A 23786-nucleotide genomic window follows, 5' to 3' on the forward strand; every position below is an offset into this window, starting at 1 on the left:
GTCAGCCCAGGTTCTGGGCGAGGGCCTCGGTGATCTTCCGGTCGGCCCGGCGGGCCTCGGTCGCCGGGTCGGCTCCGCCGAGTACCCGGGTCATGTACCCCTTGATCGGGTTGTCGGCCTCGACCGCGGCCCACTGAGGGGTGTGGGGGGTCGCCCGGCCCTGTGCGGCGCCCGCCGCCATCGCGGCGACCCCCTCCTCGCCCGCGACCGCGCCCGCCAACGTGGTCTTGTTGGGCACGTAGTTCATGGTGCGGGCGAGTTCGGTGTCCCACTTGGCGCCGGTGAGCGCCCCGATGACGGCGGTCGCGGCGAACTGGTCGTCGGTGTTCTGCGGGACGACCAGGTCGGAGCCGCCGGTGAAGACCGTGCCGGGCCGGGCGGCGGTCCTGCCCGGCACCGGGAAGAAGCCGAGCTTGCCCTCGAGGCCGGGGTTCTGCTGCACGATCGACCGGGCGAGCCCCGGTACGGCGATGATCTGCGCGACCTTGCCGCCCGCGAACACCCCGGCCTGGGGCGGGTGTTCCTCGTCCGCGTCCACGGGCCCCGCGCCGAGCGCCTGGAGCCGCCGGTAGAAGTCCATGCCGCGCAGCGCGGCCGGGGTGTCCAGGGTGCCGCGCCACTCGTAGTCCTTCTGCTCGGCCAGGTCGCCGCCCTCGTCCCAGATGAAGCCGGAGAGGGTGTACCAGTCCTGTCCGGCCAGGTAGATGCCCTGGTTGCCGCCGGAGTCGAGCTTCTGGGTGTCGGCGAGCCACTCGTCGCGGGTCTTCGGCGGGGCGCTGATGCCGGCCTGTGCGAAGAGGTCCTTGCGGTAGATGACGACCCGGTTGGCCGCGTACCAGGGCACGCCGTACTGCTTGTTGCCGTCCTTGCCGGGTTCGGCGAGGCCGGGCAGCCAGTGCTCCTTGCCCCAGTCGCGCATCGACTCCAGCGTGAGATCGGCGAGCCGGCCGTCGTCGACGTACAGCGGGACCTGGGTGTTGCCCACCTCGATGACGTCGGGACCGTCCTCGGCGTCGCCCCTGAGCGCCTTCTGGACCTTCTCCACGATGCCGGTCCACTCCTGGATGCGGATGTCCAGGCGCAGGTCCTTGTGGGTGCGCTCGAAGTCCTCGGTGAAGCGCCGCAGGAACTCCTTCGAGGCGCTGTCCTTCATCAGCCACACGGTGACGGTGTGCCGGTCCTGGCCGCCCGGGAGGAGGCCGCAGCCGCTGACCAGGGAGCCGGTGACACAGAGGAGGGCGAGCAGACGACGTCTCACGAGGGGTCCTGTTCTGTCTGGCGGACAGGGGAGGGGGCCCGACGTGGGGGGACGAGCCGGGGCTCGCACGGGTGTATGGATTTTGGTATGGACCAATGTGCGGGTCAAGGGCTACCGGGGGTACGGCCGCGACGCCTCGCGCTCCGCCCCCGCATACGGCACCGTGGAGTGACGCGTGACACACCCGTCACGGCGGAGCAGCACAGAGGAGCACCCGCATGACCAACCACACCTACCGGGTCTCGGAGATCGTCGGCACCTCCCCCGACGGCGTCGACAAGGCCATCCGCAACGGGATCGCCCGGGCGGCCCAGACCGTGCGCAACCTGGACTGGTTCGAGGTGACACAGGTCAGGGGGCAGATCGAGGACGGGCAGATCGCCCACTGGCAGGTCGGCCTGAAGGTGGGCTTCCGCATCGAGGACGGGGAGTAACCCGCGGCGTCAGGTCCGGCCCTCACGCTCCTGGGCGTCCTCCAGCGCGGTGGACTTCGCGGCCCAGCGGGCCCGTACGACGGCGAATCCGGCACGCTCGGCGTCGTCGCACACGAGTTCGTCGTCATCGACGAGGAACCGTATCTCGCGGTCCCGGGCCAGCCGGCGCAGGACCTCCAGCTTGGTGAACCGGGCGGGCCTGCGATCGGCGTTGCCCCGCATGTGGAGGCGCCCCGCGGGCAGCCCTTGCGCAGCGAGCCAGTCGAGCGTGTCGCGCCGGCACCGCTCGGGCCGTCCCGTGAGGTACGCGATCTCGCACTCCCGTGCCTGCGTCATGACCAGCTCCACCCCCTCGGCGAGCGGCGGATCCTCGGGCGCGGCCGCGAAGAACCCGGCCCAGTTCCGCGGCCGGTCCTCCAGGAAGTGCTGCCGATGGGCGGTGTCGGCAAGGGTGTTGTCGAGGTCGAACACGGCAACCGGGCGCGCACTGCTGTCTGTCACGGGCCCACCCTAGCCACCCCTGCGTCAACTCCCGGAGGGTGAGGGCTTCATGCTTCTCCCATGCCTTCTGTTCCCACCCTCGTCGTCTGCCGGGGCTGCTGCTGCGGCAACCCGGCCAAGCACCCCGGTACCGATCACGACCGCCAGCTGGACCGGTTGCGGGCCGCCGCGGCCGAGGGCGGCTTCGCGGTACGTACGACCGACTGCCTGGGCCCGTGCGACCAGGCGAACGTCGTGGTCGTACGCCCCTCCGCCGAGGGGCGGCGGGCGGGCGGCAGGCCCGTGTGGATCGGGTTCGCCCTGGACGACGACTGCACGGCCGAGGTCGCCGAGTGGGCACGGACGGGTGGCCCCGGTCTTGCCGAGCCGCCGCTCGCGCTGGAGCTGCAGATGATCGAGGCCCCACGGGGCGCACGGACCCGGTCGGGCCGGTGACCGCCGGGCGCGGGCTACCGCACGCCGACGTCGCGCCGTGAGGAATCCTGCGGGCTCCCCGGTGTTGAACCTCGTATGAGTTCCGTGATCGCCGCGACCCGCTTCTCCGTCCTCGACCGTTCCCGCACCCGTGCGGGGCACCCGCCCGCCGAGGCGCTGCGGGACACGGTCGCGCTGGCCCGGGAGGCGGAGGGGCTCGGCTACCACCGTTTCTGGGTGTCCGAGCACCATGGCGTGCCCGGGGTCGCCGGGTCGGCGCCGACGGTGCTGGCGGCCACCGTGGCCGGCGCGACGCGCTCGATCCGGGTCGGCACCGGCGGGGTGATGCTGCCCAACCACCAACCCCTGGTGGTGGCCGAGCAGTTCGGTGTGCTGGAGTCGCTCTTCCCGGGCCGGATCGACATGGGGCTCGGGCGTTCCGTGGGCTTCACGGACGGGGTGCGCAAGGCCCTCGGGCGGGACAAGGACGACGCCGAGGACTTCGCGGCGCAGCTCGGTGACCTGCTCGGCTGGTTCGAGGGCACCTCGCCGACCGGGGTGCACGCCCGCCCGGCGGAGGGGCTGCGGGTGCCGCCGTTCGTGCTGGCCATGGGCGAGGGCGCGCGGATCGCGGCCCGCGCCGGCCTGCCGATGGTCATCGGTGACCTGCGGGGCCGCGAGAAGATGCTGCGCGGCATCGACCAGTACCGCTCCCTGTTCCGCCCCTCCCCCTGGGCGCCCGAGCCGTACGTGGTGATCTCCGGGACGGTCGCGGTCGCCGGGACGCCGGAGGCCGCGCGGCGGCTGCTGGTCCCGGAGGCCTGGGCCATGGCGTACTCACGGACCCGCGGCACCTTCCCGCCCCTGGCCCCGGCCGAGGAGATCCAGGCCCGCACGATGACCGCCAAGGAGCGCGACTTCTTCGAGTCCGGTCTCGCCGGTCACGTCGCCGGCACCGAGGGCGAGGTCGCCCACGAGCTGGAGACGGTGCTGAAGGAGACGGGCGCCGACGAGGTCCTGGTCACGACCAGCTCGTACGACCGTACGGCGCTGCTGGACTCCTACCGGCGGCTCGCCACGCTGTTCGCGCCCCGCGGCTGAGCGGCTCAGCCCTCCACGCCGGCCGGCTTGTCCGCGCGGATCGCCACGGAACCGTCCGCCGCGTCCACCACCGCCCGGTCGCCGGCGTTCAGCTCGCCGGAGAGCAGCATGTCGGCGAGGCGGTCGTCCACCTCGCGCTGGATGGTGCGGCGCAGCGGGCGGGCGCCGAAGTCGGGCTGGTAGCCGAGGTTCGCGAGCAGGTCGGCGGCCGCGTCGGTGACCTCCATGGTGACCTCCTGGGCGTGCAGCCGGCGCCGGGTGTGCTCCAGCAGCAGGTCGACGATCTGGCGCAGCTGGGTGCGCTCCAGGCCGCGGAAGACGATGATCTCGTCGATGCGGTTGAGGAACTCGGGCCGGAAGTGCTGCTGGAGGGCGGGCATGACGGCGTCGCGGACCTTGGTGTAGTCCTCGGTGCCGGCGGCCAGAATGCGGTCGGCGCCGATGTTCGACGTCATGATGACGACGGTGTTCTTGAAGTCGACCGTGCGGCCCTGGGAGTCGGTGAGCCGGCCGTCGTCCAGGAGCTGCAGCAGGGTGTTGAAGACGTCCGGGTGGGCCTTCTCCACCTCGTCCAGCAGCAGCACGGTGTACGGCTGCCTGCGCACCGCCTCGGTGAGCTGGCCGGCCTCCTCGTGGCCGACGTATCCGGGGGGTGCCCCGACCAGGCGGGAGACGGTGTGCCGCTCCTGGAACTCGCTCATGTCGAGGCGGATCATGCGGCTCTCGTCGCCGAAGAGGGCGGCGGCGAGGGCGCGGGCCAGCTCGGTCTTGCCGACGCCGGTCGGGCCGAGGAAGAGGAAGCTGCCGATGGGCCGGTTGGGGTCGCTCATGCCGGCCCGGGCGCGGCGTACCGCCCGGGCGACGGCGGTGATCGCCTCGTCCTGGCCGACGACCCGCTCGTGCAGATGCTCCTCCAGCTTCATCAGCCGTTCCCGCTCCTCCTCGGTGAGCTGGGCGACCGGGATGCCGGTGGTGCGGGAGACGACCTGGGCGATGTCCTCGGCGGTGACCTTCGGGACGTGCTCCTCGGCCTTGCCCGCCGCGGCCAGCTCGGCCTCGGCCTCCTTGATCCGGTCGCGCAGGTCTTTGGCGCGCTCGTACTCCTCGTCGGCGACCGCCTGGTCCTTCTCCCGGTTCAGGGCGGCGATCCGGTCCTCGATCTCGCGGGTGTCGGCCAGGGGGGTCTTGGCGCGCAGCCGGACCCGGGCGGCGGCCTGGTCCATCAGGTCGATGGCCTTGTCGGGCAGGAACCGGGAGGTGATGTACCGGTCGGACAGCTCGGCCGCGGCGACGACCGCCTCGTCGGTGATGCGGACCTGGTGGTGGGCCTCGTACCGGTCGCGCAGGCCGCGCAGGATCTCGATGGTGTCGTCCACGCTGGGCTCGCCGACCAGGATGGGCGCGAAGCGGCGCTCCAGGGCCGCGTCCTTCTCGATGTGCCTGCGGTACTCGTCCACGGTCGTCGCGCCGATCAGGTGCAACTCGCCGCGGGCCAGGGCGGGTTTGAGCATGTTGCCCGCGTCCAGGGCGCCCTCGCCGCCGCCTCCGGCGCCGACGACGGTGTGCAGCTCGTCCAGGAACAGGATCAGTTCGTCCCCGTGCTCGCCCACCTCGTCGAGGAGCTTCTTCAGCCGTTCCTCGAACTCGCCCCGGTACTTGGTGCCGGCCACCATGCCGGCCAGGTCCAGGGAGACCAGCCGCTTGTCGGCCAGGGTCTTGGGGACGTCACCGGCGACGATGCGCTGGGCGATGCCCTCCACCACGGCCGTCTTGCCGACGCCGGGATCACCGATCAGGACGGGGTTGTTCTTGCTGCGCCGGGAGAGCACCTCGATGGTCTGTTCGACCTCCTCCTCGCGTCCGATCACCGGGTCGAGGCGGCCCTGGCGGGCGTCCTCGGTGAGGTCGCGGCCGTACTCGTCCACGGTCGGCGTGGTGCTGGGCTTCTTCCGCTCGCCGGCACCCTCGGTGGGCAGCCTGGCCGGTTCCCAGCCGCCGTCGCCGAGCGCCTGCCCGGCCGCCGACTCCGGGTTCGCGGCGAGCGCGCGCAGGATGTGCCCGGGGCCGATGTAGGAGTCGCCCTCTGCGCGGGAGATCTGGTAGGCGTCGAACAGGGCGCGCTTGGCGGACGGGGTCAGGGTGTTCGGCTCGGTCTTCTCGCCGCCGTTCGCACCGGTGCCGAGCTGCTCGCGGATGCGGTCGGGGTCGGCGCCGGCCTCGGTGAGCAGGCGCCGGGTGGAGTCGTTGTGGGTGGCGGCGGCCAGCAGATGCCGGGCGTCGAGTTCCTCGCTGCCCTCGATCGCGGCGATGTCCCTGGCCTCGGCCACCAGGTCCCGCGCCCGTTCGGACAGCAGACTGCCGATGTCGACGCGCTGCGGCCGGCGGGCGGAGGCGGCCGGGCCGCCGGTGCCGAAGAAGCGGGACATCAGCTCGTCGAACTCCTCGAACGGGCTGCGTCCGAATCCGAAGCCAGGGGTGCTCATGGGGCGGGCCTTTCTGGAGCGACAGACGTCCGCCCCCAAAGTCGCACAAATAGTGCAAACCTGCATGAGAGCGACACCGAGATGCGGACCCGGCCCGAACCGGAGACGCTGGGAGCGGAAGCCTCAAGCGACGAGGAGGGCTCCCATGTCCCTCATGGACAAGATCAAGGGCATGCTCAAGGGCCACGAAGACATGGCCGACAAGGGCATCGACAAGGGCGGCGACTACGTCGACGAGAAGACCCAGGCCAAGTACCGGTCCCAGGTCGACACCACCCAGCAGAAGCTCAAGGACGAGCTGGGAAGCCAGGAGCGGGACACCCCTCCGCATCCGTAGCCGAAACCCGGCGGGCTAGAATCGCGGGGTTTGTCCCCGCCCGGCAGGCCCGTACGGAGTTTCCCCCCGATGCACAGCCCCCATGACCCGTACGACCCCTACGTCCGTGTTCGCGGTGCCCGCGAGCACAACCTCAAGGGTGTCGACGTGGACATCCCGCGGGACGTACTGGCCGTGTTCACCGGCGTGTCCGGCTCGGGGAAGTCGTCCCTGGCGTTCGGCACGGTCTATGCCGAGGCACAGCGACGCTACTTCGAGTCGGTCGCGCCGTACGTGCGCCGGCTGATCCACCAGGTCGGGGCACCCAAGGTCGGCGAGATCACCGGCCTCCCGCCGGCGGTCTCCCTCCAGCAGCGGCGCTCGTCCCCCACCTCCCGCTCCTCCGTGGGCACGGTCACCAACCTCTCCAACTCCCTGCGCATGCTGTTCTCGCGCGCCGGTGACTACCCGCCCGGCGCCGAGCGACTCGACTCGGACGCGTTCTCCCCCAACACCGCGGCCGGTGCCTGCCCGGAGTGTCACGGTCTCGGCCAAGTGCACCGCACCACCGAGGAGTTGCTGGTCCCCGATCCCTCGCTGTCGGTCCGCGAGGGCGCGATCGCCGCGTGGCCGGGGGCCTGGCAGGGCAAGAACCTGCGCGACATCCTCGACACGCTCGGGTACGACGTGGACCGGCCCTGGCGCGAACTCCCCGCCGAGGAGCGGGAATGGATCCTCTTCACCGAGGAGCAGCCGGTCGTCACCGTGCACCCGGTCCGGGACGCCGACCGGATCCAACGGCCGTACCAGGGCACGTACATGAGCGCCCGCCGGTACGTCATGAAGACGTTCTCCGACACCAAGTCCCCGACCCTGCGCACGAAGGCGGAGCGCTTCCTGACCAGTGCGCCCTGCCCGGTGTGCGGGGGCAGCAGGCTGCGGCCCGAGGCGCTGGCGGTGACCTTCGGCGGCCGGACCATCGCCCAGCTGGCCGCACTGCCCCTGACCGACCTGGCCGGCCTGCTCGACGGCGGCACCGAGACGGCCCGGGTCCTCACCGAGGACCTGAAGTCCCGGATCGCGCCCGTGGTCGAGCTGGGCCTCGGCTATCTCAGCCTGGACCGATCCACCCCCACCCTCTCGGCGGGCGAGCTGCAACGGCTGCGGCTCGCCACCCAGTTGCGTTCCGGGCTGTTCGGCGTGGTGTACGTGCTGGACGAGCCGTCGGCCGGACTGCACCCTGCGGACACCGAGGCCCTGCTCGCCGTGCTGGACCGGCTCAAGACGGCCGGGAACTCGGTGTTCGTGGTCGAGCACCACCTGGAGGTGGTGCGCGGCGCCGACTGGCTGGTGGACATCGGTCCCGGCGCGGGCGAGCACGGCGGGCGTGTGCTGTACAGCGGCCCGGTGGCCGAGCTGGCCTCGGTCGAGGACTCGGCCACGGCCCGCTACCTCTTCGACGAGGCCCCGGGCCCGGCGCGTGCGGTCCGTGAGCCGCGCGGCTGGCTGACGGTGGGTCCCGTGACCCGGCACAACCTGCGCGGGGTGACGGCCGAGTTCCCGCTGAGCGCGTTCACCGCCGTCACCGGTGTCTCCGGCTCCGGGAAGTCCACGCTCATCGGCGAGTTGACGGAGGACCTGGCCGGGGTCGGCCGCCTCGTCCGGGTGGACCAGCGGCCGATCGGGCGCACTCCACGCTCCAACCTGGCCACCTACACCGGCCTCTTCGACGTCGTACGGAAGGTGTTCGCCGCCACCGACGCGGCACGGGAGCGCGGCTACGGCGTCGGGCGGTTCTCCTTCAACGTGACGGGCGGGCGCTGCGAGACCTGCCAGGGCGAGGGGTTCGTCAGCGTCGAGCTGCTGTTCCTGCCGAGCACGTACGCGCCCTGCCCGGACTGCGCGGGCGCCCGCTACAACCCCGAGACCCTGCGGGTGGCGTACCGGGGACGGAACATCGCCGAGGTCCTGGACCTCACCGTCGAGGACGCGGCCTCCTTCTTCGCGGACACCCCGGGCGCGGCCCGCAGCCTGGGCTCGCTGCTCGACGTGGGCCTCGGCTATCTGCGCCTGGGCCAGCCCGCCACCGAGCTGTCCGGCGGGGAGGCCCAGCGGATCAAGCTGGCGAGCGAACTGCAGCGCGGCCGCCGCGCCCACACCCTCTACCTGCTGGACGAGCCGACGACCGGTCTGCACCCGGCCGATGTCGAGGTGCTGATGGACCGGCTGCACGGGCTGGTCGACGCCGGGCACACGGTGGTCGTGGTCGAGCACGACATGACCGTGGTCGCCGAGGCGGACTGGGTGATCGACCTGGGGCCGGGCGGCGGCGACCGGGGCGGCCGGATCGTGGCGGCCGGGCCGCCGCAGCGGGTGGCGCGGGCGGTGGGCAGCGCCACGGCTCCCTATCTGGCCCGGGCCATGCCCTGAGGGGAGAGCTGCGGCGCCAGCAGGACGGCATGGGTCCAGGCGGTCTCCGAGGGGACCGGCTGGGCGGCCCGGGCGAGGGAACGGCGGTCGGGCTGGTCGCCGGGCGGTATCACCGGCCGGATGTCCACCTCGGCCACCAGGCCCCGCGCGCGGGCGACCCGCCACAGGGAGGCGAGCAGGGTGTCCTCGCCGACGAACGCGGCCGCGGTGCTCGCCGCCCCTCCCCCGTCCTGCCGGTAGCGCAGCCGGACCGGCTGCACGGGCACGCCCGCGTCCAGCGCGGCCTGGAAGACGGCCCGGTGGAAGCGGCCGTGCGCCCGCCCGCACCAGGTGCTGCCCTCGGGAAAGGCGACCACGGCCGCGCCCTCCCGCAGGGCGTGCGCGATCCGGGCGACCGTGTCGGGCAGCGCGCGCAGCCGGTCGCGCTCGATGAACACCGCCCCGCCGCGCGCGGCCAGCGCCCCCGCCACGGGCCAGTCACGGATCTCGGTCTTGGCGAGCATCCGGGCGGGGCGTACGGCGGCCAGCAGCGGGATGTCCAGCCAGGAGACGTGGTTGGCGACCAGCAGCAGACCGCCGTCCGGCGCGGCGGTGCCGGTGAAGCGGACCCGGACCCCGATGGCCCGCACGATCGACCGGCACCACCGCCTGACCCACTCGGCGGGGATCCTCCCCCGCAAGCGGGGGCACCCCCAGCCGAGCGCGGTCAGCGCGATCCCGGCCAGCACCAGGACCGCGACCGCGGTGAGCCGCAGCACGGCACGGGGTACGGCCGCGGCGGGTGCGGCCGGCTCCACGCAGGAGCCCGGGGTGCAGGGCGCGGTGGGCAGCCAGACGCTCATCAGGCCGGCACGAGGGAGAGGAAGTGCCGCAGATAGCGCGGGTTGACCCAGCGCATCGACAGCAGCACGTACAGGTCGGCGACCCCGAAGTCCGGGTCGTGCGCGGGTTCCCCGCACACCCAGGCGCCGAGGCGGACGTAGCCGCGCAGCAGGGCGGGCAGCTCGGTGCGGCCGGCGGGCACCTCGGCGTTCGGGGTCCACGGCAGCAGGGGCCGTACCCGGAACTCCTCGGGCGCCAGGTGCTTGGTGCGCACCCGGTCCCAGGTGGCCGTGGCCAGCGCGCCGCCGTCGGCGAGCGGCACGGAGCAGCAGCCCGCCAGCCACTCGTGGCCCCGGTCGACCATGTACCGGGCTATCCCGGCCCAGATCAGGCCGATGACCGTGCCGTCCCGGTGGTCGGGGTGCACGCAGGAGCGGCCGACCTCGACCAGACCGGGCCGGATCCCGTCGAGCGGGGCCAGGTCGAACTCGCCCTCCGAGTAGAGCCGGCCGGCGACCGCGGCGCGCTCCGGCGGCAGCAGCCGGTAGGTGCCGACCACCTGCCCGGTCACGGTGTCGCGCACGAGCAGGTGGTCGCAGTACGCGTCGAACGGGTCGACGTCGAGGCCCGGCTGCGAGGTGGCCAGCAGGGCGCCCATCTCTCCGGCGAAGACGTCGTGCCGCAGCCGCTGCGCGGCACGGACGTCGGCCTCGTCACGGGCGAGGGTGACGGTGTAGCGGGTGGGTGCCGCGGGCTGCGGGGGGCGATCGAGCGTGGTGACGCCGGTCATGGCTCTCTCCATGGTCACGGGCCGGGGTCGGCGGGAGCGGCAGAACGTCGGTCCGCTCTGCCGCTCCTGTTCTTCCGACGCCGGTTGGCGTACGCGTGACCGGTGCCCGGAGAGTGGGTGTGGGCTTGTTGAACGGCGTGGGTGAGCGTGCCGCCGGAAAACCAGACGGGGCCGGAAGGAGCACCTCTCCCGGCCCCGCCCGTCCGCCCCTTGTACGGCGAACGTCTTCTCCTGCGGCTAGCGCTTGCCCACCTTCCGGTTGGCCCGCAGCCACTCCCTGTTCATGCCGGTGATGGACATGAGCGGAATCCCCTTGGGACAAGCAGTCGCACACTCACCCGTCAGCGTGCACCCGCCGAACCCCTCCGCGTCCATCTGCGCCACCATGTCCAGCACCCGCGTCTCCCGCTCGGGCGCCCCCTGAGGCAGCACGTTCAGATGGTTGACCTTGGCGGAGGTGAACAGCATCGCCGCACCGTTCGGGCACGCGGCCACACACGCCCCGCACCCGATGCACTCGGCGTGCTCGAACGCGAAGTCCGCATCCGGCTTCGGCACCGGCGCCGCATGCGCCTCCGGCGCGGAGCCCGTCGGCGCGGAGATGTAACCGCCGGCCTGGATGATCCGGTCGAAGGCGGACCGGTCGACGACCAGGTCCTTGATCACCGGGAACGCCGACGCCCTCCACGGTTCGATGTCGATCGTGTCGCCGTCCTTGAAGGACCGCATGTGCAGCTGACAGGTGGTGGTCCGCTCGGGCCCGTGCGCATCCCCGTTGATCACGAGGGAACAGGCGCCGCAGATGCCCTCGCGGCAGTCGTGGTCGAAGGCCACCGGGTCCTCGCCCCTGAGGATGAGTTCCTCGTTGAGCGTGTCGAGCATCTCCAGGAAGGACATGTCGGAGGAGATGCCGTCCACCTCGTACGTGGACATGGCGCCTTCGGCGTCGGCGTTCTTCTGCCGCCAGACGCGCAGGTTGAGCTTCATGCGTAGCTCCGCTGGGTGGGGTGGACGTACTCGAAGACCAGGTCTTCCTTGTGCAGGACGGGCGCATCGCCGGTGCCGGTGAACTCCCAGGCGGCCGCGTAGGAGAACTCCTCGTCCCTGCGGGCGGCCTCGCCGTCCGGTGTCTGCGACTCCTCGCGGAAGTGGCCGCCGCAGGACTCGCCGCGGTGCAGCGCGTCGAGGCACATCAGCTCGGCGAGTTCCAGGTAGTCGACGATGCGGTTGGCCTTCTCCAGCGACTGGTTGAACTCCTCGCCGGTGCCGGGCACCTTGATGCGCCGCCAGAACTCCTCACGGATCTGCGGGATCCGCTCCAGGGCCTTGCGCAGACCCGCGTCCGTGCGCGCCATGCCGCAGAACTCCCACATGAGTTCGCCGAGTTCGCGGTGGAAGGAGTCGGGGGTGCGGTCGCCGTCGACGGACAGGAGCAGGTTGAGCCGGTCCTCCGTCTCGGCCAACACCTCCTGGACGACCGGATGTTCGGCCGTCACCGCCTCCTGGTGCGGGTTGCGGGCGAGATAGTCGTTGATCGTCGACGGCAGGACGAAGTATCCGTCGGCGAGGCCCTGCATCAGGGCGGAGGCACCGAGGCGGTTCGCGCCGTGGTCGGAGAAGTTGGCCTCGCCGATCGCGAACAGGCCCGGGACGGTGGTCTGCAGGTCGTAGTCGACCCACAGGCCGCCCATCGTGTAGTGCACGGCGGGGTAGATCCGCATCGGCACCTCGTACGGATCCTCGTCGGTGATCCGCTGGTACATGTCGAAGAGGTTGCCGTACTTGGCCTCGACGGCCTTGCGCCCCATCCGCTTGATCGCGTCGGCGAAGTCCAGGTACACCCCCTGGCCACCGGGGCCGACCCCCCTGCCCTCGTCGCAGACGTTCTTCGCGGCGCGGGAGGCGATGTCGCGCGGGACCAGGTTGCCGAAGGACGGGTAGATGCGCTCCAGGTAGTAGTCGCGCTCGTCCTCGGGGATCTGGTTCGCGGGCCGGGTGTCGCCCTTGGCCTTCGGCACCCAGATCCGGCCGTCGTTGCGCAGGGACTCGCTCATCAGGGTGAGCTTGGACTGGTGGTCGCCGGTGCGCGGGATGCAGGTGGGGTGGATCTGGGTGAAGCAGGGGTTGGCGAAGTAGGCGCCACGCCGGTGCGCCCGCCAGACGGCGGTCGCGTTGGAGTTCATGGCGTTCGTGGACAGGTAGAAGACGTTGCCGTAGCCGCCGCTCGCGAGCACGACGGCGTCGGCGAAGTACGTGTCGATCTTCCCGGTGACGAGGTCCCGCGCCACGATGCCGCGCGCCCGCCCGTCCACGACGATCAGGTCCAGCATCTCGGTGCGCGGGTGCATCTCCACGTTCCCCGCGGCGATCTGCCGCGACAGCGCCTGATAGGCGCCCAGCAGCAGCTGCTGGCCCGTCTGGCCGCGGGCGTAGAACGTTCGGGACACCTGGACGCCGCCGAAGGAGCGGGTGTCGAGCAGGCCGCCGTACTCGCGGGCGAACGGCACGCCCTGTGCCACGCACTGGTCGATGATCTCGACCGAGATCTGCGCGAGGCGGTGGACGTTGGACTCGCGGGCCCGGAAGTCGCCGCCCTTGACGGTGTCGTAGAACAGCCGGTGGATCGAGTCGCCGTCGTTGCGGTAGTTCTTCGCCGCGTTGATGCCGCCCTGCGCGGCGATCGAGTGGGCGCGGCGCGGGGAGTCCTGGTAGCAGAACTGGACGACGTGGTAGCCCTGTTCGGCGAGCGTGGCGCCCGCGGAGCCGCCGGCCAGGCCGGTACCGACCACGATGACGGTGTGCTTGCGGCGGTTGGCGGGGTTGACCAGCTTGGCCTCGAAGCGGCGCTTGTCCCAGCGCTCGCTGATCGGGCCGGAGGGCGCCTGGCCGTCGACGACGGCGTCACCGGTCGTGTAGTCCACGTAGGTTGTCATGTCAGCTCACCACTCCGGTCATGACGCCCACGGGTACGGCGATGAAGCCGGCCGTGAGCAGCAGCGCGAGGACGTCGGCGACGGTCTTCAGGGCGCGGTCGCGGGCGCGGCTGCCGACGCCGAGGGTCTGGGCGGCGCTCCAGAAGCCGTGCCGGATGTGCAGGCCGAGCGCGAGCATCGCGACGATGTAGATGACGTTGCCGTACCAGGTGGAGAAGGTGTCCACCACGTTCTGGTACGGGTGGCCCTCCTGGAAGCCGCCGGAGTGCACGGTGCCGGTGGTCAGGTCCAGGATGTGCCAGACGATGAACAGGCCGAGGATGATCCCGCCCCAGCGCATGGTCCGCGTGGCGTAACTGGCCCGCGGCTTCTTGTGCACGTACTTGCTGGGCCGTGCCTTGATGTCGCGGCGGCTGAGCTGGTACGCGGACGTGGCGTGGGCGACCACGGCGACGACCAGCACGATCCGGATGAGCCAGAGCGTCCACTCGTAGTGCATGAACGGTTCGCCGACGGTGCGCAGCCAGTGGGCGTAGTGGTTGAACTCGCCCGCCCCGAAGTAGATCTTCAGGTTCCCGATCATGTGTGCGACCAGGTACAGCAGCATGATCAGACCACTGACGGCCATGATCGTCTTCTTGCCGACGGTGCTGTCCCACATCGTGCGCGCCATGGACGGCCGTCGGTCCGTCCGCGTTGCCAGAGCCATGGCACAGCACGCTAGGCGTGCCGGACCCGATCGGTCCAAGACATGGTCCAGCTTGTTTCCATAGGCAGGGACTATTCTGTAACCGTGCAGTTCCAGCAGCTTCAGTACTTCGTGGCCGTCGCCGAGACCCGGCACTTCACCCGGGCCGCCGAGCTGGTCCATGTCGCCCAGCCGTCGTTGTCGCAGCAGATCAAGGCGCTGGAGCGGGAGCTGGGCGCGGATCTGTTCCTGCGCGCGCGGGGCAACATCACGCTCACCGACGCGGGCGAGGCGCTGCTGCCGCTGGCCCGGCGGATCCTCGCGGACGCGGACACGGCCCGGTACGAGGTGCAGGAGCTGGTGCAGCTGCGGCGGGGGCGGGTGCGGCTGGGCGCGACGCCGAGCCTGTGCACCGGTCTGCTGCCGGACGTCCTGCGCGCCTTCCACGACCGCTATCCGGGCATCCGGCTGCTGATCGAGGAGGGCGGCTCGCACGACCTGGTGCGGGGGCTGGCCCGTGGCGCCCTCGACCTCGCCCTCGTCGTGCTCCCGCTGCCGACGCCCGCGCCCGCCCTGACCACGGTGGAGTTGCTGCGGGAGGACCTGGTGGTGGTGTCCTCACCGGAGGTGCCGGCGCCCGGCGGGGGCGGCCGGGTCGTGCGCATCGCGGATCTGGAGGGCGAGCGTCTGGTGATGTTCCGGCACGGCTACGACCTCAGGGAGCTGACGGTCGCCGCCTGCCGGGCGGAGGGTTTCGAGCCGGACTTCGCGGTGGAGGGCGGCGAGATGGACGCGGTCCTCGGCTTCGTCCGGTCCGGGCTGGGCGTCGCGGTCGTACCGCGCATGGTGGCGGCCCGCACCGGGCGCGGGCTGCGGGTCACTCCGCTGGCCCGGCCCGGCCTGCACCGTACGATCGCGCTGGCCCACCGCAGCGACGTGGCTCCGCCGCGCGCGGCCCGGGAGTTGCAGCGGATGCTGCTGGAGAGGTGATCACGCGGCCGGTCACCAGGTCGGGGTCACGCGGTCCGGGTCACCAGATCCGGGTCACCAGGTCGGGACGAAGCCGCCGTCGATCACCAGGTCGCTGCCGACGATGTTGCCCGACCGGTCGCCCGCCAGGAACAGGACCAGGTCGGCGACCTCCTCCGGCCGCGAGAAACGGCCGGTGACGGTGGCGCTCGACACCTGGGCCACCACGTCCTCGGGCGTGCTGCCCGCCGCGGCCGACAGCGTGTCGGCCACCCCGCCCCCGCCGAGCCACAGCTCCGTCTCCACCGGTCCGGGGCTCACGGTGTTGACCCGGATGCCCCGGGGTCCGACCTCCTTGGACAGCGCCTTGGAGAACGCGACGAGGGCGGCCTTGCTCGCGCTGTAGTCGATCACCATCGGGTCCGGCAGGGTGGCGTTGACCGAGGCGACGGTGATCACCGCGCCCTGTCCGGCCTCCAGCATCAGCGGCAGGGCCGCCCGGGTGACCCGTACGGCGGTGAGGAGGTTCAGGTCGAGGGTGCGCTGCCAGTCGGCGTCGGTCACGGACAGGAAGCCGTTGGTGCGGACCGGGGCCGAGCCGACGTTGTTGACCAGGACGTCGACGCGTCCCCGGGCGGCGCCGACCAGCTGCTCCGCCGCCTGCGGCTCGGCGAGATCCACCGGGACCCAGGTGACCGAGCCGTCCTTGACCAGGGCGTCCAGGCCCTCGGACGTGGTGCGGGATCCGGCGACGACGCTCGCGCCCGCCTGCGCGAGCGCCCGTACGATCGCCAGGCCGATGCCCTTGCTCGCCCCGGTGACGACTGCTGTCCTGCCGTGCAGCTCGATGCTCATGACGATCCGGCTCCTTCGAGGAACAGATCAAGTAGAGCACGGCCGTGCGGCACCGGCACGTGGCGGCGGAGCGGGCCGCCACGGTCGTACCCGCGCGCCGTCAGCCCGTCGCGTCCACCAGCGCCAGCTCGTGCAGCCGCTCCGGCGGTCCGGGGCGGGCGTAGTACCAGCCCTGGGCCGTGTCGCAGCCCAGTATGCGGAGTTGTTCGGCCTGGGCGCCGGTCTCCACGCCCTCGACGGTGACCGCGAGGTCGAGGCTGTGGGCCAGGGTGACGATGCCCTCGACGATCTTCAGGTCGACCGGGTCGGCCGGGAACTGCTGCATGCCCTGGGTGAAGGAGCGGTCCAGTTTGAGGATGCTCACCGGGAGGCGGCGCAGGTTGGCGAGGTTGGAGTAGCCGGTGCCGAAGTCGTCCAGGGCGATGTCGACGCCCATCTCGGCGAGTCGCCGCAGGGGTTTGAGGAGGTCGTCGTCGGCGCCGATCAGCGCCGACTCGGTGACCTCCAGGCAGAGGGCGTCGGGGGCGACGCCCGCGCGTTCGAGGATCTCCACCGTGTCCTGGACCAGGCCGGGATGGCTGAGCTGGCACGGGGAGAGGTTGACGTTGATGCGCAGGGGGCCGGCGGTCGTCTGTTCGCCGTACCGTTCTCGCCATTCGCGGGCCTGGCGGATGGACTCCTCCAGGACCCAGCGGCCGAGCGGGACGATCAGGCCCGTGTGCTCGGCGAGCGGGATGAAGCGGTCGGGGCCGAGGACGCCGTGCTGCGGGTGCAGCCAGCGCACCAGCGCCTCGGCACCGCGGACGCTGCCGTCGCCGAGGTGGACCAGGGGCTGGTACTCGATGAAGAACTCGCCGCGCTCCAGGGCCGTGGGGAGGGCGGTGGTCAGGCCGTGGCGGGTGATCGCTCGGGCGTCGGCCTCCGGGTCGGCCAGTTCGGAGCGGTTGCCGCCCGCCGACTTGGCCCGGTACATGGTGATGTCCGCGCTGCGCAGGACCTCCGCCGCGGTGCGCTCGCCCGCCGGGCCCTCCACGATGCCGAGGCTGCCGCGCACCAGCAGGTCACGGCCGTCGATGCTGATGGGGGTGATGAGCGCGTTCAGGATGCGTTCGGCGAGTTCGTCGACCTCGCGCTCGGTGCCGGGGCCGGTGGTCAGGGCCACGAACTCGTCGCCGCCGAGCCGGGCGACCATCTCGCCGGGCGCGGTGGCGCAGGACTGCAGCCGGTCGGCGACCTCCACCAGCAGCCGGTCGCCGGCCGCGTGGCCGAGGCTGTCGTTGATGGTCTTGAAGCCGTCCAGGTCGAGGTAGCACAGGCCGAAACGCTGGCCCTCGCCCGCGCCCAGGGCCTTCTCCAGACGCTCGAAGAACAGGGTGCGGTTGGGCAGTCCGGTGAGGGCGTCGTGGGTGGCCTCGTAGCGCAGCCGGAGGTTGAGCAGGCGGCGCTCGGTGGTGTCCTCCATGAGGGCCAGCTGGTACTGCGGGGCGCCGTCGGCGTCGCGCAGCAGGGAGACCGTGAGGTTGGTCCACAGGACCGTGCCGTCGGGGCGGTTGAAGGCCTTCTCGACGTGGTAGTGCTCGCGTTCGCCGCGGACGAGTTCGTCGTAGAGCTTCCAGGTCTGGGGCGCGTCCTCGGGGTGCGTCCACTCCATGACGTTGCGGCCGCGTACGGTCTGCTCGGAGCCGCCGAACATGCGCAGCAGCGCCTCGTTGACCTGGAGCACGTTGCCCTCCAGGTCGGCGATGCCGATGCCTATGGCCGCGCCCTCGAACACCGCCCGGAAGCGGGCCTCGCTGGCGTGCAGCGCCTGCGCGACCACGCCCTGGGCCTGCAACGCGGCCTGGGCGATGGCCTCCTGCTCGGTGAGGGTGCGCTCGCGCAGGGCCTGCGCGTACCCGGCGGCCATCGCGTGCTGCAACCGCGAGGAGCGCATGCGCAGTTCGTCCTGGGGGCCGTCCTCGCCGCAGTAGAGGACCAGGTAGGCGTCGACGCAGTCCAGGGTGCGGGTGAGCGCCTCGGGGTCGGTGCAGTGCGCCTCGACCAGCGCGGCGCCGACCGCCTTGGCCTCCTCGGAGTCGAAGCTGCGGGCCCGCAGGAGGTGGCTCAACCGGCGTGCGAGCGGAAGGAGTTGTTCCGTGAACTCCGCGCGGGTCAGCGACGTGGAGGTGACCGGGAAGACCGCCCGGCTCCAGATCGTCGTCAGCCGGCGCAGTCTGTCCTCCGGCCCGTCCGGCTCCGCGCTCACGCCGTGCGCCCCACGCCGGCGAATCCGGAGAAGGCGTACGGATCCTCGTCCTCCGGCGCCGACTCCGGGCGCCAGTGCGGCATCGGCACCAGTCCGGGTTCCACCATGTCGTACCCCTCGAAGAACCGTGCGATCGCCTCGCGCGAGCGCATGATCAGCGGGTTGCGAATGTCCTTGTATACGTCCACCGCGCCCTCGGCCCGCTCCGCAGGCAACGGGATTCCCTCGTACGAGGCATGGGTGAGGATCAGCAGGCTGCCGGGCGCGAGCGCCTCGCGCAGCTCCGCCACCGCACCGTACGGGTCGTCCGCGTCTTCCACGAAGTGCAGTATGGCAACGAGAAGGAGGGCCACTGGCCGATTCAGGTCGATAAGGCGCTCCAGTTGGGGACTGGAGAGGATCTCCTGGGGTTTGCGCAGGTCGGCCGCGATCACCTCGGCGTCCTCGTTGCCCTCCAGCACCGCCTGGCTGTGCGCGACCGCCACCGGATCGTGGTCGACGTAGACGACGCGTGCGCCCGGCGCCGCGGCCTGGGCCACCTCGTGGACGTTGCCGAAGGTCGGGATGCCGGAGCCGATGTCGAGGAACTGGGTGATGCCCTCCCCTGCCGCGAAGCGCACCGCCCGGCGCATGAACGCCCGGTTGGCCTGCATGATCTTCGGCATGCCCGGCACGAACTCCATCGCCTTGCGGGCCGCCTCCCGGTCGACCTCGAAATTGTGCGAACCGCCCAGGTAGAAATCGTAGATACGCGAAACGCTCGGCACCGAGATGTCGATGCTTCGTGGGGCCCAGGCGGGACGCTCCATGTATCTCTCCAAGGCGTAGGCGACAGGTCCAGGCGATCCGGTGTTCGAGCTGAGGCTACTGATCGCCCGCCAAAGGAGCGACCCGAACCGGAAATTGACCATCCGTTCCCGGTCACTGCCTGCGGCAAGTGCCCATGTGACCCCGCTGTGTGACGGCCTGGTGAAAACAGCGGTCCGCCCCCTCCGTGCGGTGCGGAGGGGGCGGACCTTCGGTCAGGCGCCGGTGGGCGGGGCGATCGACCCTGGGGAGGTGATCTCTACTTGCCCGGCGCGCCGACCGGCTTTCCGTCGGGCGAGACGGCGTACCAAGTGCCGCCCACGCCCTGACCGTTGGTGTCACCGGCGGCCTTGTCGCCGGAGAAGGTGTAGATGGGCCAGCAGTTGACGGTCATCTGCTTCTCCCCGTCGGGCCGGGCGAAGCCCATCAGCCCCTTCTTCTGGACGCCCTCGGTGTTCTCGGGCTTGACCGGGGCGACCGCGGGCCACTTCTCCAGGCAGGCCCCGACGCAGTTCGAGACGACCTTCGGCCACGCCTTGTCCTTCAGGAACCGGTAGACCGTCATGCCGTTCTTGTCCACGATGATGTCGCCCAGCTTGGGGTCCTTGCGGACGGACAGACCGGGCAGGGCGGACAGCGAGGCCTTCTTGCCGTTGGGGGCGAGCGCGAACCACTTGCCGCCCACGCCCTGGCCGTTGACGTCACCGGAGTTGACGTCCTTGACGTAGCGGTAGGCGGGCCAGCCGCCGATGGTCAGCTGCTTGGTGCCGTCAGGGCGGGTGACCTCGCCGAGCAGCGCCTTGTCGATGCCGGCGCCGGCGCCGGCGTCGTCGGCGGGCACCGGCGGCCAGGTGGTGGCGCAGTCACCCTCGCAGTTCGACTTGGGCGGATTGGCGGTGTCCTTGTCGAACCGGTAGAGGGTGAGGCCGGAACCGTCGGTCAGCACGTTGCCCAGGTCGGGGTTGCTGGCCACGGTCAGCTTGCCCGCGGGGGCGGCCGGACTCGGGGAACTGGAGCTCTGGTTGCCGTCGGCGCCGTATCCGTTGCCCGCGGCGGTGCCCGTGCCGGCTGCGGCGCCCGGGTTGCCGTAGTCACCCGCAGCGGCCGTGGCCCCGACGTTCTGGGCCGCCGATGCCGGGGTGGTGCTGTTGTCCTGACCGCACGCCGTCGTCAGCGCCAGCACCGAAGCGGCCGTGGCCACCAGTGAGGCGGTCCGCCAGGATGTCTTCATCGCCAACTCCCCAAATTCGCCTGGATATTGCAGCGCCTTGCTGCGCCGCCGCACGGCCATGGGTACGCAGCGGAGGGGGCGGAGTGTTCAACGGGGACGCGAAATTCTTTCCGGATCCTGTGACGCGTCCCGCGCGCGGGGAGTCGTACGAGCCCATAAATCGGCCAGTTGGTCCACATCATCCCTTCAAACTATTGGTCGCGATTTGTCACCCCTTCGGGCCAATCCCGGCGCACTCCGGAGTACGACGGCGCCCCGAGCCTCATGATCTCCGTCGTGCATGGACCCGAAGTGACCCGATGTGCGCCCGCCACACGGGTGTTGGCCCTGTTGGCGCTGACCTGGACTCTGGTGGGCTGCCCGGTCGGGACCGCGTCGGCCGACGCCTGCGCGTCCGCCTCGACGGGCCCGGACGGCACGGTGGCGGTGGCCGTGGCGGGAGGCGGCGACCACTGGCCGACGCCCCCGCCGTGCCCGACACCCACGCCGACGCCGTGCCCGCCCACACCGACGCCCACTCCCACACCGACGCCCACGCCGACGCCGACGCCGACGCCCACGACGAAGGCCCCGCCGAAACCGAAGCCGCAGCCGCCCACCCGGCCCGCCCCGGCGCCACCGGCACCCCGGCCCACCCCGACGCCGACTCCCCGGCCCGACCCGAAGCCGAGGCCCACCCCGGCACCCAGGGCCCGACCGCACCCCTCCGTGACCCCGGTGAGCTACCCGGCGTACCACCCCAGGGCCACCCGCCACGCGGCGCCCGACGCCACCACACCGGTCACCTACGTCCTGCTGATCACCGTTCCCGCGATCGTCGCCGTCGCGGCGCTGCGCCCGCGCTGACGGGCCGGCCGCTCACTTCTGGAGGCACCTGTTGTCGGATTGGCTTGTTCTCGTCCTCGCGATGCTGGGGGCCTGTGCCGTGGTGGTCGTCATCACCCTCGTACGGCACAAGAGGGCTCCGGACGACGAGGACCCCAGCGAGACCCCCGACGTCATCGAGTACATGACGATGTGGATCGGTGTCGTGTACGCCATCGTCCTGGGTCTGGCCATCGCGGGCGTGTGGGAGGCGCGCAGCGCCGCCCAGGACCATGTGCAGGCCGAGGCCCAGGCGCTGCACGAGATCTCCGAGCGGGTGCGGGTGTATCCGCCGGACGTCCGTGACCGCATCCGGGGCGACGCCGACACCTATGTCCAGTACGTGGTGACCACCGAGTGGAAGGCGATGACCGACCACGGGCACGTCACCGGGCGTGGCACCGAGCTGCTGGCGACGCTCCGCCACGACGTGACGGACTATCAGCCGAAGAACGACTTCGAGGCGCAGGCCTACCAGCCGCTGCTGGACCAGATGGCCGCCGCCGACCAGGCGCGCAACGCGCGCGCCGACTCGACCGGGGCGACGATGCCGGGCGTGGTGTGGTTCGGGCTGCTCGCCGGAGCGGTCGTCACCGTCTGCATGGTCTTCGCGCTGCAGATCCGGCGCACCCGGCGCGAGTTGATCCTGGCCGGGTTCTTCTCCGCGACCATCGCCTTCATGCTCTTCCTCATCTGGGACTTCGACGCCCCCTACAGCAGAGGGATCGCGGCGAGCGCCGAACCGTTCCTGAACCTGTTCCCGCACGTCAAGGGTTGATCACGGACAGGCCTTCGCCCCGGTTCCCAGAGGAATCGGGGCGAAGGCCTGTCCGCGTGCGATGGTGCGCCGCGCTCCGGCGGGCGGGATCCGGGGCCGGTCAGATCCGCTTCTCGTCGCGGCGGCGCAGCCAGAACGCACCGCCTCCGATGACGGCCGAGGCCACCAGCCCGCCGCCGATCGCCATGTCGGTCGGCGTGGCCCCGCTCGTGACGCTGCCGCCGAGTCCGCCCTGGACGGCGCCGAGCACGGTGAAGGCGTTGGGGCGGGTCAGGGTGCGGCCGTTGCAGTTGACGGTGATGTCGTAGCGGCCGGGACGAGCGTCGCTGTCGATGGTGGCGATGCCACGTGAGGTGTCGTCGCGGATCTGCGTCAGCTGGGTGGTGCGGAAGGCGCGCGAGGACGCCGTGCCGCCGCGGCAGCCGTCCACGGTGATGGCGAGCCGGCCGCCGGCGGCGATCACCGTGGGCGAGGCGAGGATGTTTCGGGGGTTGCCGTCGCCCCGGCCCCCGAAGTCGTCCCCATGGCCGAAGTCGTCACCGCGGCCGCCGAAGTTGTCGCCCCGACCGTTGTTGTCACCCCTTCCGTTGTTGTTGCCTCGTTCGTTGTTGTTGCCCCGACCGAAGTTGTCGCACCGCCCGTTGTTGTCGTTCCGCCCGTTGTTGTCGTTCCGCCCGTTGTTGTTCCCCTGGCAGAAGTTGCCGTTGCCGTTTCCGAACCCGTTCCCGAGGCCGTTGCCCAACCCGTTCCCGATGTTGCCGTTGCCCGGGATGGTGATGACGGTGTCCGAGCCGCCTCCGCTGCCCATACCGTCCGCTACGGCCACGGGGGCGGCCGGGCCCAGCACGGCGACCGCTGCGCACGCGGCCGCCAGGGCACGTTGGTTTCGCATGTGAACCTCCGCGGGAGGCACTCCGGGTCCCGTACCCGGACTATCGGCGAGAAGGCACCTCCCGACAGAACCCTCCGACGCCCGGAACACGCCCGCATGTCGAGAATGGTCCGTCCTGGTGAGCCGACACACCACGGGAAAACCACACAATCGGATATTGCCGCAGGTCACAGACCGTCAGGAAAATCCTTTCGGCTGCAACTCGTATGGCGCTCCAACAGGGTGACGGACCACCCGTTCGCCCGCCGCACCGTCGCCCGCCGCTCGCACGGGACTTAGCGTTTTCCCATGCGAATGTCTGCGTCCGAGCTGGCCGAGCTGGCCGAAGAGGAGGAGCGGCGGAGGAAGCGCGCCCCTTGGGGCGTGGTGGCGCTCGTTCTACTGACCGGCCTGGCGCTCATTCGGAACGGTTCGGGAGAGTTCGACGTCGGGCCGCCGCAGCCCGCTTCGGCAGCGGCGGCGACAGCGGACGGCGGTGCCACCCCGAGCCCGTTCGCGAGCGGCCCCGCCGCCCTGCCGTTCGGCGCGGCCGACCGGATCCGGATCCCCTCGATCCGGGTCGACGCGCCCGTCATGCCCGTCGGCCTGGACGCCCAGGGCTGGGTCGGCGCCCCGCCGCCGGAGAACCCCAACCTGGCGGGCTGGTTCACCGGTGCGGTCTCGCCCGGGGAGAAGGGCACCGCGATCATCGTCGGGCACGTCGACAACAAGCAGGGCCCCGCCGTGTTCTACGGACTCGGGGCCCTGGAGAAGGGAAGTCGCGTCGACATCCTGCGCAAGGACGGGAGGACCGCGGTGTTCCAGGTCTACGGAGTCGAGGTCTTCGCGAAGAACGACTTCCCGAGCGACCGGGTGTACGGCTCCAAGGGCACGGCGGAACTACGGGTGATCACCTGCGGCGGAGGCTTCTCGAAGCAGCACGGCTACGACGGGAACGTCGTCGTCTTCGCCCGCCTGGCCGCGGTCGAGTGAGCC

General features: G+C 71.5%; 22 protein-coding genes and 1 pseudogene. 9 read left to right on the forward strand and 14 right to left on the reverse strand.

Going from position 1 to position 23786, the window contains the following annotated elements:
- Window position 1 precedes the first annotated feature (1 nt).
- A complete protein-coding gene (locus CRP49_RS41695; RefSeq protein ID WP_097258556.1) occupies window positions 2–1258 on the reverse strand; it encodes an extracellular solute-binding protein in 1257 nt (418 codons plus the stop codon).
- A 218-nt stretch (window positions 1259–1476) separates the two neighbouring features.
- Here CRP49_RS41695 and CRP49_RS41700 point away from each other — a divergent pair, with 218 nt between their 5' ends.
- Window positions 1477–1692, forward strand: coding sequence for a dodecin (locus tag CRP49_RS41700; RefSeq protein WP_097258557.1), 216 nt, complete (start codon window positions 1477–1479; stop codon window positions 1690–1692).
- 9 nt (window positions 1693–1701) lie between these two features.
- Here CRP49_RS41700 and CRP49_RS41705 read toward each other — a convergent pair whose 3' ends face one another.
- The gene (locus CRP49_RS41705) at window positions 1702–2193 is read right to left on the reverse strand and encodes a hypothetical protein (protein WP_097258558.1); all 492 of its coding nucleotides are present in this window, start codon (window positions 2191–2193) and stop codon (window positions 1702–1704) included.
- A gap of 60 nt (window positions 2194–2253) precedes the next feature.
- Here CRP49_RS41705 and CRP49_RS41710 point away from each other — a divergent pair, with 60 nt between their 5' ends.
- A complete protein-coding gene (locus tag CRP49_RS41710; RefSeq protein ID WP_097258559.1) occupies window positions 2254–2628 on the forward strand; it encodes a (2Fe-2S) ferredoxin domain-containing protein in 375 nt (124 codons plus the stop codon).
- Window positions 2629–2703: 75 nt separating this feature from the next.
- On the forward strand, window positions 2704–3708 hold the full coding sequence (locus CRP49_RS41715; RefSeq protein WP_097258560.1) for an LLM class flavin-dependent oxidoreductase: 1005 nt from the start codon (window positions 2704–2706) through the stop codon (window positions 3706–3708).
- A gap of 5 nt (window positions 3709–3713) precedes the next feature.
- Here the strand turns inward: CRP49_RS41715 and CRP49_RS41720 are convergent, their stop codons facing one another.
- Window positions 3714–6191 carry an ATP-dependent Clp protease ATP-binding subunit gene (locus CRP49_RS41720; RefSeq protein ID WP_097258561.1) on the reverse strand — a complete coding sequence of 826 codons (2478 nt, stop codon included), beginning with the start codon at window positions 6189–6191 and terminating at the stop codon, window positions 3714–3716.
- 145 nt (window positions 6192–6336) lie between these two features.
- Between CRP49_RS41720 and CRP49_RS41725 the strand changes: the two genes are divergently transcribed.
- Window positions 6337–6528 (forward strand): antitoxin, encoded by a 192-nt coding sequence (locus CRP49_RS41725; RefSeq protein ID WP_097258562.1) that lies wholly within the window; start codon window positions 6337–6339, stop codon window positions 6526–6528.
- A gap of 69 nt (window positions 6529–6597) precedes the next feature.
- Window positions 6598–8937: an excinuclease ABC subunit UvrA gene (locus CRP49_RS41730; RefSeq protein WP_097258563.1), complete on the forward strand. Its 2340-nt coding sequence runs from the start codon at window positions 6598–6600 to the stop codon at window positions 8935–8937.
- On the opposite strand, the gene CRP49_RS41735 is transcribed toward CRP49_RS41730, so the two are convergent.
- From CRP49_RS41735 to CRP49_RS41755, 5 genes are all read right to left on the reverse strand, one after another.
- Complete coding sequence (locus CRP49_RS41735) at window positions 8913–9779, reverse strand: 1-acyl-sn-glycerol-3-phosphate acyltransferase (RefSeq protein WP_097258564.1); 867 nt, start codon at window positions 9777–9779, stop codon at window positions 8913–8915. The genes CRP49_RS41730 and CRP49_RS41735 overlap by 25 nt on opposite strands.
- Window positions 9779–10549 carry a GNAT family N-acetyltransferase gene (locus CRP49_RS41740; RefSeq protein ID WP_097258565.1) on the reverse strand — a complete coding sequence of 257 codons (771 nt, stop codon included), beginning with the start codon at window positions 10547–10549 and terminating at the stop codon, window positions 9779–9781. The genes CRP49_RS41735 and CRP49_RS41740 overlap by 1 nt, the downstream gene beginning before the upstream one ends.
- Before the next feature lie 237 nt (window positions 10550–10786).
- Complete coding sequence (locus CRP49_RS41745; protein ID WP_097258566.1) at window positions 10787–11536, reverse strand: succinate dehydrogenase/fumarate reductase iron-sulfur subunit; 750 nt, start codon at window positions 11534–11536, stop codon at window positions 10787–10789.
- Window positions 11533–13482, reverse strand: coding sequence for a fumarate reductase/succinate dehydrogenase flavoprotein subunit (locus CRP49_RS41750; protein ID WP_097258567.1), 1950 nt, complete (start codon window positions 13480–13482; stop codon window positions 11533–11535). The genes CRP49_RS41745 and CRP49_RS41750 overlap by 4 nt, the downstream gene beginning before the upstream one ends.
- 1 nt (window position 13483) lies before the next feature.
- Window positions 13484–14155, reverse strand: a complete 672-nt coding sequence (locus CRP49_RS41755; protein WP_097258568.1) for a succinate dehydrogenase — start codon at window positions 14153–14155, stop codon at window positions 13484–13486.
- A 120-nt stretch (window positions 14156–14275) separates the two neighbouring features.
- On the opposite strand from CRP49_RS41755, the gene CRP49_RS41760 reads away from it, so the two are divergent.
- Complete coding sequence (locus tag CRP49_RS41760; RefSeq protein WP_097258569.1) at window positions 14276–15160, forward strand: LysR family transcriptional regulator; 885 nt, start codon at window positions 14276–14278, stop codon at window positions 15158–15160.
- A 54-nt stretch (window positions 15161–15214) separates the two neighbouring features.
- On the opposite strand, the gene CRP49_RS41765 is transcribed toward CRP49_RS41760, so the two are convergent.
- The 5 genes from CRP49_RS41765 to CRP49_RS47360 all read right to left on the reverse strand — a co-directional run bounded on the left by CRP49_RS41765 (window position 15215) and on the right by CRP49_RS47360 (window position 20954).
- The gene (locus CRP49_RS41765; protein ID WP_097258570.1) at window positions 15215–15994 is read right to left on the reverse strand and encodes an SDR family NAD(P)-dependent oxidoreductase; all 780 of its coding nucleotides are present in this window, start codon (window positions 15992–15994) and stop codon (window positions 15215–15217) included.
- Between the two features lie 100 nt (window positions 15995–16094).
- A complete protein-coding gene (locus tag CRP49_RS41770; protein WP_097258571.1) occupies window positions 16095–18239 on the reverse strand; it encodes a bifunctional diguanylate cyclase/phosphodiesterase in 2145 nt (714 codons plus the stop codon).
- Window positions 18236–19048 carry an SAM-dependent methyltransferase gene (locus CRP49_RS41775; protein ID WP_097258572.1) on the reverse strand — a complete coding sequence of 271 codons (813 nt, stop codon included), beginning with the start codon at window positions 19046–19048 and terminating at the stop codon, window positions 18236–18238. The genes CRP49_RS41770 and CRP49_RS41775 overlap by 4 nt, the downstream gene beginning before the upstream one ends.
- Window positions 19049–19305: 257 nt before the next feature.
- Window positions 19306–20277, reverse strand: coding sequence for an SCO0930 family lipoprotein (locus CRP49_RS41780; RefSeq protein ID WP_097258573.1), 972 nt, complete (start codon window positions 20275–20277; stop codon window positions 19306–19308).
- Window positions 20278–20468: 191 nt separating this feature from the next.
- Complete coding sequence (locus CRP49_RS47360) at window positions 20469–20954, reverse strand: hypothetical protein (RefSeq protein WP_179852017.1); 486 nt, start codon at window positions 20952–20954, stop codon at window positions 20469–20471.
- 40 nt (window positions 20955–20994) lie between these two features.
- On the opposite strand from CRP49_RS47360, the gene CRP49_RS48675 reads away from it, so the two are divergent.
- Window positions 20995–21123, forward strand: a complete 129-nt coding sequence (locus CRP49_RS48675) for a hypothetical protein (RefSeq protein ID WP_257033813.1) — start codon at window positions 20995–20997, stop codon at window positions 21121–21123.
- 31 nt (window positions 21124–21154) lie between these two features.
- Window positions 21155–21919 carry a DUF4239 domain-containing protein gene (locus CRP49_RS41790; RefSeq protein WP_097258575.1) on the forward strand — a complete coding sequence of 255 codons (765 nt, stop codon included), beginning with the start codon at window positions 21155–21157 and terminating at the stop codon, window positions 21917–21919.
- Window positions 21920–22019: 100 nt separating this feature from the next.
- Here the strand turns inward: CRP49_RS41790 and CRP49_RS48680 are convergent.
- Window positions 22020–22421, reverse strand: a pseudogene (locus CRP49_RS48680) (hypothetical protein); the annotation flags it as partial.
- Window positions 22422–23105: 684 nt separating this feature from the next.
- On the opposite strand from CRP49_RS48680, the gene CRP49_RS41800 reads away from it, so the two are divergent.
- Window positions 23106–23783, forward strand: coding sequence for a class F sortase (locus CRP49_RS41800; protein ID WP_097258576.1), 678 nt, complete (start codon window positions 23106–23108; stop codon window positions 23781–23783).
- Window positions 23784–23786: the final 3 nt, after the last annotated feature.

Source organism: Streptomyces sp. Ag109_G2-15 (genome assembly GCF_900215565.1).
Taxonomy (GTDB): domain Bacteria; phylum Actinomycetota; class Actinomycetes; order Streptomycetales; family Streptomycetaceae; genus Streptomyces; species Streptomyces diastatochromogenes.

Coding starts and splice junctions, on each gene's coding strand:
- CRP49_RS41750 (WP_097258567.1), bottom strand. CDS start 13,482: ATGACAACCTACGTGGACTACACGACCGGTGACGCCGTCGTCGACGGC.
- CRP49_RS41725 (WP_097258562.1), top strand. CDS start 6,337: ATGTCCCTCATGGACAAGATCAAGGGCATGCTCAAGGGCCACGAAGAC.
- CRP49_RS41800 (WP_097258576.1), top strand. CDS start 23,106: ATGTCTGCGTCCGAGCTGGCCGAGCTGGCCGAAGAGGAGGAGCGGCGG.
- CRP49_RS41775 (WP_097258572.1), bottom strand. CDS start 19,048: ATGGAGCGTCCCGCCTGGGCCCCACGAAGCATCGACATCTCGGTGCCG.
- CRP49_RS41715 (WP_097258560.1), top strand. CDS start 2,704: ATGAGTTCCGTGATCGCCGCGACCCGCTTCTCCGTCCTCGACCGTTCC.
- CRP49_RS41780 (WP_097258573.1), bottom strand. CDS start 20,277: ATGAAGACATCCTGGCGGACCGCCTCACTGGTGGCCACGGCCGCTTCG.
- CRP49_RS41755 (WP_097258568.1), bottom strand. CDS start 14,155: ATGGCGCGCACGATGTGGGACAGCACCGTCGGCAAGAAGACGATCATG.
- CRP49_RS41735 (WP_097258564.1), bottom strand. CDS start 9,779: ATGAGCGTCTGGCTGCCCACCGCGCCCTGCACCCCGGGCTCCTGCGTG.
- CRP49_RS41700 (WP_097258557.1), top strand. CDS start 1,477: ATGACCAACCACACCTACCGGGTCTCGGAGATCGTCGGCACCTCCCCC.
- CRP49_RS41710 (WP_097258559.1), top strand. CDS start 2,254: ATGCCTTCTGTTCCCACCCTCGTCGTCTGCCGGGGCTGCTGCTGCGGC.
- CRP49_RS41765 (WP_097258570.1), bottom strand. CDS start 15,994: ATGAGCATCGAGCTGCACGGCAGGACAGCAGTCGTCACCGGGGCGAGC.
- CRP49_RS41745 (WP_097258566.1), bottom strand. CDS start 11,536: ATGAAGCTCAACCTGCGCGTCTGGCGGCAGAAGAACGCCGACGCCGAA.
- CRP49_RS41720 (WP_097258561.1), bottom strand. CDS start 6,191: ATGAGCACCCCTGGCTTCGGATTCGGACGCAGCCCGTTCGAGGAGTTC.
- CRP49_RS41740 (WP_097258565.1), bottom strand. CDS start 10,549: ATGACCGGCGTCACCACGCTCGATCGCCCCCCGCAGCCCGCGGCACCC.
- CRP49_RS41730 (WP_097258563.1), top strand. CDS start 6,598: ATGCACAGCCCCCATGACCCGTACGACCCCTACGTCCGTGTTCGCGGT.